This is a genomic window from Nonomuraea sp. NPDC049655 (assembly GCF_044465465.1).
GTDB lineage: Bacteria > Actinomycetota > Actinomycetes > Streptosporangiales > Streptosporangiaceae > Nonomuraea.
The window spans coordinates 87,721-104,048 of record NZ_JBITLS010000015.1 but is presented as its reverse complement, the minus strand read 5'-3'; the positions used below and the strand labels follow the sequence as shown (position 1 = coordinate 104,048).

At 71.9% G+C, this 16,328-nt stretch carries 13 protein-coding genes; 6 read left to right on the top strand and 7 right to left on the bottom strand.

Translation table 11 applies throughout. The features are described 5' to 3' along the window. The first annotated feature begins 6 nt into the window (after positions 1-6). The 5 genes from ACIBQ6_RS39580 to ACIBQ6_RS39560 all read left to right on the top strand — a co-directional run bounded on the left by ACIBQ6_RS39580 (position 7) and on the right by ACIBQ6_RS39560 (position 6,490). The gene (locus ACIBQ6_RS39580; RefSeq protein WP_397218298.1) at positions 7-2,181 is read left to right on the top strand and encodes a hypothetical protein; all 2,175 of its coding nucleotides are present in this window, start codon (positions 7-9) and stop codon (positions 2,179-2,181) included. Positions 2,182-2,287: 106 nt separating this feature from the next. After that, the gene (locus tag ACIBQ6_RS39575; protein ID WP_397218296.1) at positions 2,288-3,538 is read left to right on the top strand and encodes a glycosyltransferase; all 1,251 of its coding nucleotides are present in this window, start codon (positions 2,288-2,290) and stop codon (positions 3,536-3,538) included. Then, positions 3,525-4,223, top strand: coding sequence for a class I SAM-dependent methyltransferase (locus ACIBQ6_RS39570; RefSeq protein WP_358282229.1), 699 nt, complete (start codon positions 3,525-3,527; stop codon positions 4,221-4,223). Before ACIBQ6_RS39575 ends, ACIBQ6_RS39570 begins: the two co-directional genes overlap by 14 nt. A gap of 85 nt (positions 4,224-4,308) precedes the next feature. After that, positions 4,309-4,983 (top strand): polysaccharide deacetylase family protein, encoded by a 675-nt coding sequence (locus ACIBQ6_RS39565; protein WP_397218294.1) that lies wholly within the window; start codon positions 4,309-4,311, stop codon positions 4,981-4,983. A gap of 28 nt (positions 4,984-5,011) precedes the next feature. After that, positions 5,012-6,490 carry a hypothetical protein gene (locus tag ACIBQ6_RS39560; RefSeq protein WP_397218293.1) on the top strand — a complete coding sequence of 493 codons (1,479 nt, stop codon included), beginning with the start codon at positions 5,012-5,014 and terminating at the stop codon, positions 6,488-6,490. Here the strand turns inward: ACIBQ6_RS39560 and ACIBQ6_RS39555 are convergent. The 4 genes from ACIBQ6_RS39555 to guaA all read right to left on the bottom strand — a co-directional run bounded on the left by ACIBQ6_RS39555 (position 6,487) and on the right by guaA (position 11,582). Then, positions 6,487-6,951, bottom strand: coding sequence for a response regulator (locus ACIBQ6_RS39555; RefSeq protein ID WP_352318742.1), 465 nt, complete (start codon positions 6,949-6,951; stop codon positions 6,487-6,489). The two genes, ACIBQ6_RS39560 and ACIBQ6_RS39555, sit on opposite strands and share 4 nt — an antisense overlap. Then, positions 6,948-8,570, bottom strand: a complete 1,623-nt coding sequence (locus tag ACIBQ6_RS39550) for a CHASE3 domain-containing protein (protein WP_397218291.1) — start codon at positions 8,568-8,570, stop codon at positions 6,948-6,950. Before ACIBQ6_RS39550 ends, ACIBQ6_RS39555 begins: the two co-directional genes overlap by 4 nt. Continuing rightward, positions 8,567-9,745, bottom strand: a complete 1,179-nt coding sequence (locus tag ACIBQ6_RS39545; protein ID WP_397218290.1) for a PP2C family protein-serine/threonine phosphatase — start codon at positions 9,743-9,745, stop codon at positions 8,567-8,569. The genes ACIBQ6_RS39550 and ACIBQ6_RS39545 overlap by 4 nt, the downstream gene beginning before the upstream one ends. Before the next feature lie 289 nt (positions 9,746-10,034). Next, positions 10,035-11,582, bottom strand: a complete 1,548-nt coding sequence (gene guaA, locus ACIBQ6_RS39540; protein ID WP_397218289.1) for a glutamine-hydrolyzing GMP synthase — start codon at positions 11,580-11,582, stop codon at positions 10,035-10,037. 97 nt (positions 11,583-11,679) lie between these two features. On the opposite strand from guaA, the gene ACIBQ6_RS39535 reads away from it, so the two are divergent. Further along, positions 11,680-12,633, top strand: coding sequence for a hypothetical protein (locus ACIBQ6_RS39535; protein WP_358282218.1), 954 nt, complete (start codon positions 11,680-11,682; stop codon positions 12,631-12,633). Here ACIBQ6_RS39535 and ACIBQ6_RS39530 read toward each other — a convergent pair. Genes ACIBQ6_RS39530 through ACIBQ6_RS39520 form a run of 3 tightly spaced genes read right to left on the bottom strand, consistent with a single transcriptional unit; the run spans position 12,578 to position 16,244 of the window. Next, positions 12,578-13,462 carry an SDR family NAD(P)-dependent oxidoreductase gene (locus ACIBQ6_RS39530; RefSeq protein ID WP_397218287.1) on the bottom strand — a complete coding sequence of 295 codons (885 nt, stop codon included), beginning with the start codon at positions 13,460-13,462 and terminating at the stop codon, positions 12,578-12,580. The genes ACIBQ6_RS39535 and ACIBQ6_RS39530 overlap by 56 nt on opposite strands. 39 nt (positions 13,463-13,501) lie before the next feature. Further along, positions 13,502-14,992, bottom strand: coding sequence for a DUF885 family protein (locus ACIBQ6_RS39525; protein WP_397218285.1), 1,491 nt, complete (start codon positions 14,990-14,992; stop codon positions 13,502-13,504). Between the two features lie 10 nt (positions 14,993-15,002). Beyond that, a complete protein-coding gene (locus tag ACIBQ6_RS39520; protein WP_397218283.1) occupies positions 15,003-16,244 on the bottom strand; it encodes an MFS transporter in 1,242 nt (413 codons plus the stop codon). Positions 16,245-16,328 lie beyond the last annotated feature (84 nt).

Here is a 16,328-nt window from a genome sequence, read left to right as displayed (position 1 = left end):
TTGGCGATGACGGCTGTGATGGCGGAGGCCGCGGTCAGGGGACGGCGGGCGCCGGGGCGGGCGCGGCGGCTGCTCGCGGGGTGGCTGCCGGCCGGGACGGTGCTGGGCGGGGCGGCCTGGGTGTTGCTCTGGTGCGGCGTTCCGGCAGGCGATCTGGCGGCCTTCGGCGCGTACGTCCTGCTCAGGGTGGCGCTGCCGGGGACGTTGCTGTGGCGGGCACTCACCGGCGGCGGCCGGTCGTTCGCCGAGGACGTGGCCGCCGGGCTGGCCCTCGGGTACGCGGTCGAGGTCCTGGTCTACATCCCCGCCCGCGCGGCCGGCCTGCCGCTGCTCGTCCTGGGCTGGCCGGTCACCGCCGTCTTGGCGTTCCTCGCGGTGCCGCGGTTGCGGCGTCACTGGCGGGGCCGGGCCGAACGCGAACGGATGCCCTGGTGGTGCGCCTGGTCGCTGGCGGGGGTCGCCGGTTACCTGCTGGCCTTCTGCGCCCGGTCGCTCTACCGCGTGCCGATCACCGACGCGTACGTCGACATGCCCTACCACCTGGCCCTGCTCGGCGAGGTCAGGAACCACGTGCCGCCCACGCTGCCGTCGGTGCTGGGCGAGCGGCTGTCCTACCACTGGTTCGTCTACGCCGAGATGGCGGCCACGAGCTGGGTCACCGGGATCGAGCCGGTGACGCTGGTCTACCGGCTGTCCACGTTGCCGATGACGTTCGCGATGATCGTGCTCGTGGCGGTGCTCGGGCGGCGGCTCGGCGGGCGGTGGGGCGCGGGGCTCGCGGCGGTCGGCGTCACGTACTTCCTGTTCGCGCCGGTGCTGCAGGAGGGCGTGGTGTTCACCTCGCGGTCGATGTTCACCGCGTGGGCCAGCCCGACGCAGACGTTCGGCGCGTTGTTGTTCGCGCCCGTGATGCTGGTGCTCACCGCCATGCGGCCGAGGGGGTGGGCGGCGGTGGCCGTGCTGCTGCTGGCGCTGACCGGGGCGAAGGCGACGTTCCTGCCGTTGCTGCTGGCCGGGCTGGCGTTCGTGCTGGTCGTGCGGTTGCCGGTGGACCGGCGGCTGCGGCGGGAGTGGCTGGTGCCGGCGGCGATCACGTCCGGCTGCCTGCTGATCGCGCAGTTCGTGGTGTTCGGGCGGGGGGCGCAGGGCACGGTGGTGGCGCCGTTCGCCACGATGCGCACGTTGTGGGGGGTGGTGGCGGACGTGCAGCCGCCCGCGCTGGCCGCCGAGCCGTGGGGGCCGGTGCTGGTGTTCGCCGGTGTGCACCTGTTCTGCCTGCTCTGCGTTTGGGGCGGCGTGGTGGCGCTGAAAGCCCGGCTGCTGGATCCGGGGTTGCTGCTGCCGGTGGGCGTCGGGCTGGCGGGCATCGGCGCGATCATGGTGCTCGGCCATCCGTCCGACGCGCAGCTCTACTTCCTGGAGGGGGTGCGGCCGTACCTGTCGGTGGCCGCGGTGTGCGGGGTGGTGGCGGCCGTGGAGCGGCGGCGGGTGCCGTGGGCGGTGGTCGCCGGCCTGGCCGGGGCGGGGGCGGCGGTGGCCGTCGCGGCCGCGCGGCTGGTGCCGCCGGGGGCGGCGCTGGTGCGGGTGCTGGTCCCGTACCTGGTGCTCGCGGGGGTGGCCGTGGTGGTGCTGGCGTTCCGGCGCAGGGGGTTCTCGCTGGCGATGGTGGCGCTGCTGGCGGGGTACGCGGTGCCGACCTCGCTGCGGGAGGTGGTCGTGCACGTCGCGCCCGAGCCGTGGGAGCGCGAGCGGCTGATCCCGGCCGGGGCACTGGAGGCCGGACGGTGGCTGCGCGACCATTCCGCGCCCGGTGACGTGGTGGCCACCGACCTCCACTGCCGCAACCCGCCGCCCCGCCGTACGTGCGACAGCAGGCACTTCTGGGTGTCGGGGTTCACCGAGCGGCGGGTGCTGGTCGAGGGCTGGGCGTACGCCGAGAGCACGCTGTCGCGCGCCGAGATGTTCGTGACCCCCTACCTCCAGGTGCCGTTCGCCGACCAGGCCAGGCTGGCGGACAACGACGCGGCCTTCCACGAGCCGTCGGCCGCGAACGTCCGCAGGCTCTGGTGGAAATACGGCGTCAAATGGCTGTTCACCAGCAATGATCCGGCGTTGGAGAAATACGCCGAACTGCGCTTCCGTAACGCCGACGTCTCCGTGTACGAGCTCACGACCAGGTAAAGCTTGCCCCCGTTCATGGAATGGTGAGCAGAAACGGCACGCGCCCCGCTGGACGCCCCCAGCACCATTTCCGTGAACCTACCGCCGCAAGCGATCAGGGAATTCTATGGACACGCGTGCCGCCATGGACCCGAGCCCCAACGTCCTGGACACCTCGGCCGGCCTGGCGACCGTCGACATCGTCATCCCGGTGCTCAACGAGGAGCGGGCGCTGCCGGGCTGCGTGCGCACGCTGGCCGCGTTCCTGGAGGACAGGTTCCCGCTGCCGTGGCGCATCACGGTCGTGGACAACGGCAGCACCGACGACACCTGGCCCATCGCCACCCGGCTGGCCGCCGAGCACGACCGGGTGCACGCCCGCCGGCTCGACATCCGGGGCCGCGGAGCCGCGCTCAAGGCGGCCTGGCGGGAGAGCCCGGCCGACATCGTCGCGTACATGGACGTCGATCTGTCCACCGACCTGGGCGCGCTGTTCCCGCTGGTCGCGGCGGTGGCGAGCGGGCATTCCGAGATCGCCATCGGCACCCGGCTCGCGCACAGCGCCCGCACCCTGCGCTCGATCCGCCGCGAGGTGGTCTCGCGCAGCTACAACGCGCTGCTCAGGTACGGGTTCGGGGTCAGGTTCAGCGACGCCCAGTGCGGGTTCAAGGCGGCCAGGACCGACGTGGTCCGGCCGCTCATGGACAAGATCGAGGACGACGCCTGGTTCTTCGACACCGAGCTGCTGCTGCTGGCCGAGCACAACGGCCTGCGCGTGCACGAGGTGCCCGTCGACTGGATCGAGGACACCGACTCGCGCGTCCGCGTGGTCAGGACGGCGATCGACGACCTGAAGGGCCTGGCCAGGGTCGCCTGGTCGATGTCCATGGGCCGGGCCGACGTCGAGGTGGCGCGTTCGGAGCTCAGGCCCACGCATCCCGACGCGGTGGTCGCCCGGCCGAGGGCGGTGACGCTGGCGAAGTTCGCCTCGTTCGCCGCGATCGGCGTGTTCTCCGTCCTGCTGTACGCGCTCATCTATCTGCCGTTGCGCGGCGTGTGGGCGCCCGCGCCGGCCAACCTGGGCGCGCTGGTGCTCACCGGGTTCGTCAACACCGAGGCGAACCGGCGCTGGACGTTCAACCGGCTGGGCGGACGGCGTACCGCGATGCACTTCCGGGCGGCGCTGCTCTTCCTGGCGAACTACCTCCTGACCACCTCCGCCGTGCTCGGCCTGCGCAGCGTGTCGCCGGGGTCCGGGCGGCTGATGGAGATGAGCGCGGTGGTCGCCACGTACGGACTGCTCACCCTGATCCGCTTCACCGCCCTGGACCGCTGGGTCTTCTCCCGCACAAGGAACCAACCACATGGAAACCACTGAGATCCGCCGGCTGCTCGACCTTGAGGACACCCACTGGTGGTACCGCGAGCGCCGGGCGATCCTGCGCAGGGAGCTGCGCGAGCTGGGCCGTCCCGGACGGGCGCTCGACGTCGGCGCGGCCGGCGGCGGGAACACCCGGGTGCTGGTCGAGGCGGGCTGGGACGCCACCGCGACGGACTACTGCGAGACGGCGGTCGAGGTCGCCAGGGAACGCGGGCTCAAGGCCGTGCACGCCGACGCGCGGGCACTGCCGTTCGAGACGTCGAGCATGGACCTGGTGACCGCGTTCGACGTGCTCGAACACATCCACGAGGACCATCTCGTCACCGAGGAGATCGCCCGGGTGCTGGCGCCCGGCGGGCACGCGCTGATCGCCGTCCCGTGCGACATGGCGCTGTGGTCGGCGCACGACGACGCCGTGGGCCACGTACGCCGCTACGGCCGCGACACGCTGACCGTCGTGGTGGAGAAGGCCGGGCTGAGGGTGGACCGGCTGTGGAGCTGGAACGTGCTGCTGCGTCCGCTGGTGGCCCGGCACCGGCGGCGGTCGAGGGGCAGCGACCTGCAGCGCACGCCTGCGGTCGTCAACGCGGGCCTGTCGATGGTGGTGCGCGCCGAGCGCTACCTCCCGGTCAGGTCGCTGAAGGGCGTGACGCTGTTCCTGCGGGCCAGGCTGGGCAGGTGACGGCTGCCGAACCACAGGCCGGGGTCAGATCTCAAGTCGATGTCCGGTGACGCGGACGGGCCCGGATGGTTCTAGGCTGTCGCGTGTGGTGATTCACGCCCTCCTCGCGGCCACCCTGGCCCTGACCGCCACGCCCGCGGCCGCCGCCCCGAAGATCGACTGCGCCCGGCTCAAGTGCCTGGCGCTGACCTTCGACGACGGCCCCGGCGAGCACACGGCGACGCTGCTCAAGGTGCTCAAGAAGGAGGGGGCCAAGGCCACCTTCTTCCTCGTCGGCAAGCAGGTCGAGCGGCGTCCGGCGCTGGCCGGGCAGCAGGCCGCGGAGGGGCACGCGATCGGCGACCACACCTACTCCCACCCCTCGCTGCCGACGCTGCGCGACGACGACATCATCGAGGAGCTGCGCACCACCCAGGCCCTCATCCAGGACGCCACGGGCCGGCGGCCGACGATGTACCGCCCGCCCTACGGGCACACCGACGAACGCGTGCTGCGGATGGCCGACCAGCAGGACCTCGCCGAGATCCTGTGGACGGGCACCACCCTCGACTGGAAGCTGCGCGACGCCAAGAAGATCAAGGCGACCGTGCTCAAGCTGGCCAAGCGCGACGGCGTCATCCTCATGCACGACACGGTCCCGCAGACCGTCAAGGCGATGCCCGAGATCCTCAAGGAGCTCAAGAAGCAGGGCTACACCCTCGTCACCGTCCCGACGCTGCTGCGCGGCAAGGGGCCCGACTCCGGAGTGAGCTACTTCTGAGCACGTCTTCCTCCTGAGTGCTGGAACCATGGAGAGCGTCAGCCCCGCCGCCGCACGTCCCAGGCCGTGGGTCGCCCTCGTCACCTTCCTGATCATTCAGGCGGTGCTCGCCTGCTGGTGGGCGGCCTTCTACCCCGGGCTGTTCAGCCGCGACTCGGTGCTCTATCTCAGCCACACGATCGTCGGCCCGTGGGTGAGCGATCACTCGGTGGCCTACGACGCGTTGTTGTGGCTGAGCTTCACCAGGACGGGTGACCTCGGGGCGGTCACGTTCGCGCAGACCACGGCGATGGCGGGGGCGCTGACGTACCTGGCGCGGTCGCTCTGCGCGCTGGGGGCGCCGCGGTGGGCCACGACGCTGGTGGCGGTGCTGGCGCCGGTGACGCCGACGGTGGGGGCGTTCACGGTCACGTTGTGGAAGGACGTGCCGTTCACGATCTGCGCAATCATGATCGCCGGGGTCTGCGCGCGCATGGCCGCGCGCCGGCGGGTCTCCCTGGCCGGGCTCGGCGTGCTCATGACGCTGCTCGGGCTGTTCCGCGCGAACGGCTTCCTGGTGGTGGGCATCGCCGTCGTCGTCCTGCTGGTGGTCGTCGCCACGCGGCGGGTCCGGCTCGCGCTCGTCGGCACGGTGGCGGCCGCCGTGCCGCTGCTGCTGACGAACCTGCTGTTCCCCCGCTTCGGCATCACGCCGCCGTCCAGCACGTACGTCTACCACACGGCCTACGCCGACGTGGCGGTGGCGTTCAGGGAGCGGCCGGAGCTGTTCACCGAGCAGGACAAGGCGCTGATGACCTCGGTCGCGCCGCTCAGCAGGTGGTGGGAGGGCGGCACCTGCGCCACGGTCAACCTGCTGATCTGGCGTCGCGACTTCAGCTGGCCGGCCGCCGACGCGCACGCGGGCGAGCTGCTCGGCCTGTGGGAGCGGTTGCTGACCAGTGACCCCGGGATGATCGTCGGCGCCCGCCTGTGCCGGGGGGCCATCGCGTGGAGCCCGGTGCAGGACCCGTACGTGGTCGGCGGGATGACGTACCGGTTCTCGCGACGGCCCAGCGCCGACACCTACGTGGGGCCCGGCAAGGTGCCGGACTTCGCCGGCCGGGGGGTGTTCTCGCTCCGGCCGTTGTCGGCCGAGCTGAACCAGGTGGCCGAGCCGTGGCTGACGGGGGCGCTGCTCCCGCAGTGGGACTGGGTGTTGTGGCGGGGGGCCTCGTGGGCCTACCTGTCGTACGCGGCGGTGGCGCTGGGGGCGCTGGCCCTGCGCAACCGCTATGTGGTCGGGGTGGCGGCGGTCGTGGCCGGGCAGCAGCTCGCCGTGCTGGCCAACATCTCGGCCCAGGACTTCCGGTACATGGCCGCGCCGATCTTCGTCGGGCTGCTGCTGGTGCCGCTGCTCCTGGCGAGCGCCGGGCGGCTGCTGCTCGCCGCGGCCCGGTCGGCGTGGCGCGCGCCGCGCCGGCCGGCCCCGCCCGCCGCCGAGACCGGGCCGGACGACCAGGGCGGCTAGGCCAGGCCCTGGCCGTCGGGCAGCCGGGTACGGCCCGGCAGCCGCACCACGGTGACGAAGAACTCGTCGATCTGCCGGATGACGGCCATGAACTGCTCAAGGTCGACGGGCTTGGTCACGTACGCGTTGGCGAACAGCTTGTAGCTGCGCAGGATGTCCTCCTCGGCCGAGGAGGTGGTCAGGACGACGACCGGGATCGCCCGCAGCTCCGGATCGCCCTTGATCTTCTCCAGCACCTGCCGCCCGTCGTACTTGGGCAGGTTGAGGTCGAGCAGGACGAGGTCGGGCCGCGGCGCGCCCACGTGCGCCCCGCGCTGGTAGATGAAGTCGAGCGCCTCCAGGCCGTCGCGCACGACGTGGAGGTTGTTGCGGATCTTGTTGTCCTCGAACGCCTCGCGGGTGATGAGCTCGTCACCGGGATCGTCCTCGACCAGGAGCACTTCGATGGGCTGGACGGTCATGCGGTTGCTCCTTCGTCGGTGACGGCGGGCAGGGTGAAGCTGATCCGGGCTCCCTCGGTGTGGCCGGTGTCGAGCCAGATCGTACCGCCGTGGTTCTCCACGATCTTCTTGCACATCGCCAGGCCGATGCCGGTGCCGCTGTAGGCCTCGCGGCTGTGCAGGCGCTGGAAGATGATGAAGATCTTATCGGCGAACTCGGCCTCCACGCCGATGCCGTTGTCGGTGACCGAGAACAGCCACTCGTTCTCCCGCTGCTCGCAGGTGATCCGGATGCGCGGGGCGCGGTCGGGGGCGCGGAACTTCAGCGCGTTGCCGACGAGGTTCTGCCAGAGCATGCCGAGCATGGTGGGGTCGCCGATCACGTTGGGCAGCGGGTCGGGCCGCTCGATCTCGGCGCCGGTCTCCTCGATCACCGCCGACAGGTCCACCAGCGCCTTGTCGAGCGACTCCGCCAGGTCGACCGGCTTGCGGTCGTCGTACAGGCGGCCGACGCGGGAGAAGGTGAGCAGGTCGTTGATCAGGACCTGCATGCGGGTGGCGCCGTCCACGGCGAAGTGGATGTACTGGACGCCGCGCTCGTCGAGCACGTCTCCGTAGCGCTTCTGGAGGAGCTGGCAGAACGTGGCGATCTTGCGCAGCGGCTCCTGGAGGTCGTGGGAGGCGACGTAGGCGAACTGCTCCAGCTCGGCGTTCGACCGCCGCAGCTCCTCGGCCTGGGCGTCGAGGCCGGCCGCCTGCTCGCGCAGCACGACATGCTGCTTGCGGAACTCTTCGAGGGCGAAGACGATCTTCGTCCGCATCGACTCCACGTCGCGTGCGACCTCGCGGATGTCGGCCGGCCCGCTGGCGGGGATCGCCCGGTCGAAGTCGCCGGCGGCGATGTCGCGGGCGGCCTCGCGCAGCTCGTCGAGCGGACGCCCGATCGCCCGCCGCAGCAGCACCGCCATCGCGACGCCGGCCACCAGGAACAGGACCAGCATGATGACGAAGGCCAGGTTGCGGACCTGCTCGACCTGCCGCAGCTCCTCCTGGGCGCGCTGCCGGGCCTTGGCCAGCCGGTCGTCCTGCCGGTCGAGCAGCGCCCTGATCTGGTCGAAGGCGTGCTTGCCGCTCTCGATGCGGGCGGCGGAGATGACCCCGTCGGCCCGCTTGTCGGCGGTGAGCGGCTCGGCGTAGTCGCGCCGCCAGATGGCCGCCGCGTCCCTGACCGCGTTCAGCTCACTGACCAGCTCCGGACGGTCGCCGATGAGCGCGGCGATGCGCTCGCGGCTGTGCCGCTCGGCCGCCACGCCCGCCGTGTACGGCTGGAGGAAGTCCTCGTTGCCGGTCAGCAGGAAACCGCGTACGCCGGTCTCCTGGTCGATCAGGGTGCTGCGCAACTGGGCGGCCTCGATCCTGGCCGGCGAGATGCGCAGGATGACCTGGTCGGACAGCCGCGCGGTGCGGTCGAGCATCACGGTGGCGACCACGACGCAGGTGACCACCAGGACCGACACGGCCGCGATCATCAGCACGAACCAGCCGTGGACGGTCAGCCGCCGCCAGCCCTGCTCGCCGCCACGCGTACGGGAAACCTTCTGCACGGCCTGCCTCTCCAGCACGGACGCCTGTTCGCTCACGATTCGTCTTTCCAGCGCAGGTGCACGACGGCGACGTCGTCGGCCGCCGCGTCATGGACGGAGGCCGCCTCGACGTCGGCGAGGATCGCGTCGAGCAGTTCCTCGCTGCCCAGGCCCGTCCACCGGGAGGACAGCTCCAGCAGGCCCTCCTCGCCCAGCCACCGCGGCGTGTCGCCCGGCAGCCGGCGCTCGAAGAGGCCGTCGGTGTAGAGCGTCACGCCGCCGCCCTCGGGCAGCTCCAGGAGGTCCTCCTCCCAGTCGGCCTCGATGGGCAGGCCGAGCGCGGGCCCCTGCCGCGGGTCGGCGAGGAGCACCGAGTCGGCCGTGTGCACCAGCAGGCCGGGGTGTCCGGCGCGCCAGACGCGCATCGTGTGCCGGTCGGGCTCCAGGACCACCGTGGACATCGTGACGAAGATCTCGGAGCCGGCCCGCTCGGCCCGCAGAATGCGTTCGAGCTGGCGCAGCAGCGGGACGCCGGTCATGCCGTTGAGCACCAGCGCCCGCCAGGCGATGCGCAGGCAGACGCCGAGCGCCGCCTCGTCGGGCCCGTGGCCGCAGACGTCGCCGATCACCGCGTGCACGACCTTGTCGTCGGTCTCGACGACGTCGAAGAAGTCGCCGCCGAGCGTGGCCGAGCCGCGGCTGGCCCGGTAGCGGGAGGCGACCTCCAGGGGCATCTCCTGCAGCAGCGGGGTCGGCAGCAGGCCGCGCTCCAGGCGGGCGTTCTCCTTGGCTCGCATCCGTGCGGTGTGCAGCGCCACGGCCGCCTGTTCGGCCTGCTTGCGCTGCATGGCGTAACGCAGCGTGCGGCCCAGCCATTCGGCCTCGACCCGGCCCTTGACCAGGTAGTCCTGGGCTCCGGCGGTCACCGCGGCGAGGCCGGCGCTCTCCTCGGCCAGGCCGGTCAGCACGACGACCGCGGCGTCCCCGGCCTCCTCCAGCACCGACGACAGGGCGGAGAACTCGTAGGCGTCGGGCAGGCCGAGGTCGAGCAGCACGCACTGAGGGCGCAGCCGGGCCAGCGCCCTGCGGGCCTCGTCCACCGAACGCGCCCACTCCAGCCGGACGGCAAGGCCGCTGTCCTCCAGCAGCTCCTTGACGATCAGCGCATCCTGCGGATCGTCCTCCACGAGCAACACCAACGGCTGCCGGACATCCTCACTCGCATGGGCCATGTTGGCAATTGCACCCTTCGTCACCGGCACTGGGCTCTAACGAATCGACGCCTCAGGTGCCCCACTGCCCACTACGGCCAAGAAGTGGCCCAAACTCACGCACTTTTCCCAGGAAACTTTCCGGTATGCGTCCACAGGCCAAGCAATTCGTCACGGGCCGGGGTCGAGGGGGTCTGGCGAATCGACCTCCTTCCACCATAACCAACGCCCTGACCTGCATTAACCGCTCATGGCCGGACATACGAACGGCCCGGAACCGTCAGCCGGTCCGGGCCGTTCGCACACGGCGTCATTCCCACTCGATGGTGCCCGGGGGCTTGCTCGTGACGTCGACCACCACCCGGTTGACCTCGCGCACCTCGTTGGTGATGCGGGTGGAGATGCGCGACAGGACGTCGTAGGGCACCCGGGCCCAGTCGGCCGTCATCGCGTCCTCGGACGTCACCGGCCGGAGCACGACCGGGTGGCCGTAGGTGCGGCCGTCGCCCTGCACGCCCACCGAGCGCACGTCGGCCAGCAGCACCACCGGGCACTGCCAGATCTGCCGGTCGAGGCCGGCGCGGGAGAGCTCTTCGCGGGCGATGGCGTCGGCCTCGCGCAGCAGCGCCAGGCGGTCGCGGGTGACCTCGCCGACGATGCGGATGCCGAGCCCGGGGCCGGGGAACGGCTGCCGCCAGACCATGGCGGGCGGCAGGCCCAGCTCTTCGCCGGCCCGGCGGACCTCGTCCTTGAACAGCGCGCGCAGCGGCTCGACCAGCTTGAACTGAAGGTCTTCCGGCAGGCCGCCGACGTTGTGGTGGGACTTGATGTTGGCGGTGCCCGTGCCGCCGCCGGACTCGACGACGTCGGGGTAGAGGGTGCCCTGGACCAGGAAGTCGACCGGGCCGTCGGCCATGATGGCGCGCTGCTCGTCCTCGAAGACGCGGATGAACTCGCGACCGATGATCTTCCGCTTCTCCTCCGGGTCGGTGACGCCCTCCAGCGCCTTCAGGAAGCGGTCGGCGGCGTCGACGACGCGCAGCTTGACGCCCGTGACGGCCACGAAGTCGCGCTCGACCTGCTCGGCCTCGCCCTTGCGCAGCAGCCCGTGGTCGACGAAGACGCAGGTCAGCCGGTCGCCGATGGCCCGCTGGACGATCGCCGCGGCCACCGCGGAGTCGACGCCGCCCGACAGCGCGCAGATGGCGCGGCCGTCGCCGACCTGCCGGCGCACGGCCTCGACGGAGTCTTCGACGATGTTGAGCATGGTCCACGACGGACGGCAGCCGGCCGCGTCGAGGAAGTGCTTGAGCACGGCCTGACCGTGCTCGGAGTGGAGCACCTCGGGATGGAACTGCACGCCGTACAGGCCGCGCTCGGGGTGCTCGAAGGCGGCGACCGGCGTCTCGCTCGTGGAGGCGGTGACCGCGAAGCCCTCGGGGGCCGCGGCCACGCTGTCGCCGTGGGACATCCAGACGGTCTGCGCGGCGGGCAGCCCCTGGAAGATGACGCCCTCCTCGAGCACCTCCAGCGCGGTGCCGCCGTATTCGGCGACGCCCGTGCGGGCGACCTCGCCGCCCAGCGCCTGGGCCATGGCCTGGAAGCCGTAACAGATGCCGAACGTGGGCACGCCGGTCGAGAACAGGCCGTGCGGCACGGGCGGCGCGCCTTCGGCGTAGACCGACGACGGGCCGCCGGACAGGATGATCGCCTTCGGATTCTTGGCCATCATCTCCTCGACGGACATCGACGACGGCACGATCTCGGAGTAGACGTGGCACTCGCGCACCCGCCTCGCGATGAGCTGCGCGTACTGTGCGCCGAAGTCGACCACCAGCACTGTGTCGAATTCAGACACCGTGAGAACCCCCCAAAGGCGAAATGCGGTGCCTTCATTGTATCGGCCTCGGGTATTACGCCTGGCCTCACACCGTCACTCGTGCTAACACAGAACGGTGGATCTTGTCTGGCCGGCCTCGGCATGGGCCCTGTGGTTCGCCGCGCTGGCCGCCGCGTTCGGGTTGACGACGCGCCGGGCCGCCGCGCCCCCGGCAGCCCCTGCTCCCCCGGCGCCGCCCGCCGTCGTCGAGCTCTTACGCGGGCTGCGGGCCGGTGAGGTCTTCCACGCCACGGTCTTCGAGCTGGCCAGGCGCGGGTTCCTGACGATCCGGGGCGACCGGCTCACGCTCTCCGCGACGGGCGAGGGGCAGGTGTGGCCGTACGAGCGATGGGTGCTCGACCGGGTGGCCGCGCGGATGGGCGGAGCGCCGCAGGCGCCGGTCGTCGCCCTGATGCCGGACAGCGGCGACCTCGACGCCGAGTTCGTGCCCCTGGTGCGGCAGAGCGCCATCGACCTCGGGCTCGCCCGGCGGCGCTGGCAGAGCATGCTCGTGCCGCTGCTGCTGGCCGCCGGGCTCGCCGTGCCCTGGTACGTCACCATCTCGCAGGCGGGCGTGTCGTGGCCCGGCTGGATCGCGACGGCCGGGGCGTTCGTGGCCGGGGCCGCGCTGCTGCTGGGCGGGCGGGGGTTCGTGCTGACGCCGCTCGGCCGCGAGGTCGCCGGGCCCGAGCCGGCCCCGGTGGACCCGCGGCAGGAGTGGATCTTCACCGGCGACGGGTGGCGCGGCGTCCTGGTCGAGCCCGCTCCGCGCGACGGCGGCGCGCCCAAGCGGCAGGAGGTCGAGGGGCGGGTGGTCAAGCGCTGGATCGTGACCGAGCACGGCGACGACCTGTCCTCCTCGCGCACCTGTTACCTGGCGGTGCACGACGGCACGTCGGAGCGGGCGCCGGCGTACCGGGCCAAGGAGCGCGTCTACCAGGACGTGCTGCCGGGCGACTTCGTCCGGCTGCTGGTCAATCCGCGGCGCGGGAGCGTGGTGAGCGTGCTGTCCCACGAGCGCCGCTGGTAGCGCCGGGCAGTTCGCCGGCCAGCAGCAGCTCGGTCTGCCTGCGCAGCCGGTCGGCGAACTCGGGGTGGGTCAGCACGAGGAACCGTTCCTCGTGGATGGCCCGCACGACCAGGGCGGCGACCTCGGCGGGCTCGACGCCGCGCGCCATGGCCGCCCCGACGGCCTCGCGGGCGGCCGTCTCGTCGTCCGTCGGGGTGCTGACCAGGTCGGCCGGGCGGGAGCGGGCCGAGTCGTCGATCCGCGTCCTGACCGCGCCGGGGCACAGCGCGGTCACGCGGAGCTTGGAGCCCACGGCGGCCAGGTCCTGGGCCAGCGACTGCGAGGCGGCCAGCGCGGCGTACTTGGTGACCGCGTAACCGCCCGCGCCCGGCGCGGCGAGCAGCCCCGCCACGGACACGGTGTTGACCACGTGCCCCTCGGTGTCCTGTGCCATCATGCGCGGCACGAACGCGCGCACGCCGTGCAGCACGCCCCACAGGTTCACGCCGAGCAGCCAGGCGAAGTCCTCGGCGGTCCTGGTCCACAGGCGGCCGCCCTGATAGACGCCGGCGTTGTTGCACAGCACGTGCACCGCGCCCAGCTCGCCGAAGCTCCGGTCGGCCAGGTGCTGCACGGCCGCCGCGTCCGAGACGTCGGTGACCTGCGTGAGCACCTCGCCCGGCCCGGCGGACGCCTTCCCCGCGAGCGCGGCCGTCTCGGCCAGCCCGCCGGGATCGACGTCGGCCAGCATCAACGCCATGCCCTCGGCGGCGAACCGGACGGCCAGGGCCCTGCCGATGCCGCTGGCCGCGCCCGTCACCACCGCGATCCTGCCGGACAGTTCACGCACCGCCTGAACCTCCCTAGCGCTCGCTCGGCTACCCCGACGCTACAGGATCGCGCCGATCAGGCCCAGGGGCGGCGAGCCGAGGTCGAACAGCGCCTTGTGGAAGCGCTGGAGCGTGAAGCCCGCTCCCCACTGCGTGCGGGCCTGCTCGCGCAGGTCGAGGATGAGCAGCTTGCCCCAGGTGTAGCGGCCGTACGTCGGGTCGAAGGAGGCGCGGCGGGCCTCCGACAGCGCGGCGGGACCGGCCAGGTGGGTGTCGGACTCGAAGCGCCGCGCGCCCTCCTCGACCGTCATCTGCCCGGTGTGCACGCCGATCGCGCAGGCCAGCCGGGTGACCCGGATCAGGGCCTCCACCCAGACGCCGATCTCGAACCGCGGGTCGTCGGGCGCGTAGCCCTCCTCGACGCACAGCTCCTCGGCGTAGTGGGCCCAGCCCTCGACGAAGGCCATCGACTGCAGCAGCCGCCGCACGTCGGAGGGGGCCCGGCGGAGCGCGCGGCCGTGCGAGAAGTGGCCGGGGGCCACCTCGTGCACGTTGATCGCGGGCAGCGTGGTGGCGCTGAAGACCTCCAGCCACTCCTCCTGGTCCTGCTCGCTCCAGGACGCGTCCGGCGGCGTGATGTGGTACCAGGACGGCCCCTCGGGCTCGCCCGGCGAGTTCCACGCCATCATGGCCATGGCCCAGCGGCGCGACTCCGGCGCCAGCCCGACCTGGCACTCGCCGTCGTGGTAGGGCACGAGGTCCTTCTCACGGGTGAAGGCGATGGCCCGTTCGGTGCCGATCCTGGCCGCCTCGATCACGCCGTCGGCGTCGGGGTGGTCCTTGACCAGCTCGCGGACGACGTCGAGGGGCCGCTCGGAACGTCCGAGCTTGGCGCAGGACTCGGCGAGCAGGCCCATGAGCCGGTCGCGTTCGGCGTCGGCGCGCTCGGCCAGCCTGCCCAGGTCGACCGGCAGGCCCTCGGCGCTGCTCATGAGCTTGACCAGGGCCGCGCCGCCAAGCGCGGCGTCGGGGTCGCCCTCGGCGGCGGCGCGGGCCACATGGGCCACGAGCCTGCCGTGGGCCTCGATCGCGGCCTCGTCGGTGATGCCCGCGGCCAGGCCCTTGACCGCGCCCAGCAGGGACGTGGCGACCGGGGCCGCGACCTGGTCGAGCGCGGCGACCGCGGCGTCCACGGCGGCCGGCCACTGCGCGAGGTGGGTGGCCCTGGCGGCGGCGCGCTCGGCCTCGGGGCCGTAGTCGCGGTCGTAGCAGGCCAGGTCGAGGTTGGACAGGTGGAGCAGCGGGTTCTTGCGGTGCAGCTCCAGCTCGCCGAACTGGGTGCGCATGGCCTCCTCGAAGATCTGCAGATGCTCGGCGTCGTGCGGGTCGGCCGGCGCGTCGCCCTTGCCGAGGCGCGCCAGGCCGTCCCGTACGCCCTCGGGCGACAGGTCCTGGATCTGGCCGTCGTACTCGTGCCTGCCGCCCCCCTCGCGCGCCTCGGACACCATCAAATCGGTGATCGCGCGCAATCTGGGGTCAAGTTCCGTCATGTCGCCGACGCTAGCGCACACCCCTGATCCTGAGGACCCCGACGGAGCCGACCAGCGAGATCACGATGCCCACGACGAACAGCGCCGGATAGCCGCCCGTCCCCACCACGACGGCGGCGAGGGCGGGCGCAAGGATCTGCGGCCCGGCGTTGGCGATGTTGAGGACGCCCATGTCCTTGCCCGCGTCGCCGGGGTCCGGCAGCACCTTCGTCACCAGGGCCATGTCCACGGCCATGTAGACGCCGAACGCGATGCCGTGCGCGACGTTGTAGACGATCATGCCCTCGAACGTCGGCATCGCCAGCGGGATGCCCAGGAACACCGCCGAGGACAGCCCGGCGACGAGCGCGAACAGCCGGAAGCGGCCGAGGCGGTCGGAGATCGGGCCGATCACGAGCACCGCGAGCAGCGTGGCGGCCTGGCCGATGAGCATCAGCAGGCCCATCGTGGCGACCACCTCGCCCTTGGGGATCTTGATGAAGTCCTCAAGGAGGAAGAGGTTGAAGGTAAAGATGACGAAATATCCGAGCATGACGCCGAAACGCGACACGAAGGCCCAGGCGAAGTCCGGGGTCTTCAGCGGCCGCAGGAACCCGGCCAGGAACGCGCCCAGCCCGAACGGCTCGCGCGCCATCCCCACCGAGGACGTGTCCGGCGTCGCGACCACGACCAGCACCGCCGCGACCAGCAGCAGCGCCATCACCACGTAGTACGCCCCGCCGGCGGCCAACTGCGGGAACACGATGAACATGATCGCCGCCGCGATCGTGGCCAGCGGCATGCCGAGCCCGAACAGGCCGGAGTAGGTGCCGTACCGGCTCGGCGGGACCCGGTCGGGCAGGATCGCGGTCATGGCGGCCTGGTAGCCGTTCATGATGGTCTGCACGCCCGCCCAGCTGACGCCGAGCATGAGCACGCTGCCCGCATTGGCCTGCGCGAGCAGGGCGAGCACGCCGAGCAGGACGCAGCCGAGTATCCACGGCGAACGCCGGCCGAAGCGCGACCTGGTCCGGTCGGAGATCTGGCCGAAGACCGGGTTGGCGAGCGTGGCCATGAGCGGGCCGATCGAGTTGGCCAGGCCCAGCGCGGCCACGTCGTTGACGCCGGTGATGCGCTGCACGTGAACGGGCAGGACGAACGCGCCCACGCTCAACCACAGGAACATGACGGCGACGTTGGCCAGCGGAAGCGTCAGGTAGAGCGGCCCGAGGCGCCGGGTCTCCCGGTGCGCGCCGCTCAGAACTTCAGCCATGGGGGGACCTCTCCGAGCGATGGTGATACGTATCACCGACGATTGCTCTGGACTGTAGGTCGCGCGGGAAGGGCTGACAAGACG

What these genes read in the sequence shown, in the direction of transcription:
- ACIBQ6_RS39580 (WP_397218298.1), top strand. Translation starts at nt 7, where the DNA reads ATGACGGCTGTGATGGCGGAGGCCGCGGTCAGGGGACGGCGGGCGCCG.
- ACIBQ6_RS39575 (WP_397218296.1), top strand. Translation starts at nt 2,288, where the DNA reads ATGGACACGCGTGCCGCCATGGACCCGAGCCCCAACGTCCTGGACACC.
- ACIBQ6_RS39570 (WP_358282229.1), top strand. Translation starts at nt 3,525, where the DNA reads ATGGAAACCACTGAGATCCGCCGGCTGCTCGACCTTGAGGACACCCAC.
- ACIBQ6_RS39560 (WP_397218293.1), top strand. Translation starts at nt 5,012, where the DNA reads ATGGAGAGCGTCAGCCCCGCCGCCGCACGTCCCAGGCCGTGGGTCGCC.
- ACIBQ6_RS39555 (WP_352318742.1), bottom strand. Translation starts at nt 6,951, where the DNA reads ATGACCGTCCAGCCCATCGAAGTGCTCCTGGTCGAGGACGATCCCGGT.
- ACIBQ6_RS39545 (WP_397218290.1), bottom strand. Translation starts at nt 9,745, where the DNA reads ATGGCCCATGCGAGTGAGGATGTCCGGCAGCCGTTGGTGTTGCTCGTG.
- ACIBQ6_RS39525 (WP_397218285.1), bottom strand. Translation starts at nt 14,992, where the DNA reads ATGACGGAACTTGACCCCAGATTGCGCGCGATCACCGATTTGATGGTG.
- ACIBQ6_RS39520 (WP_397218283.1), bottom strand. Translation starts at nt 16,244, where the DNA reads ATGGCTGAAGTTCTGAGCGGCGCGCACCGGGAGACCCGGCGCCTCGGG.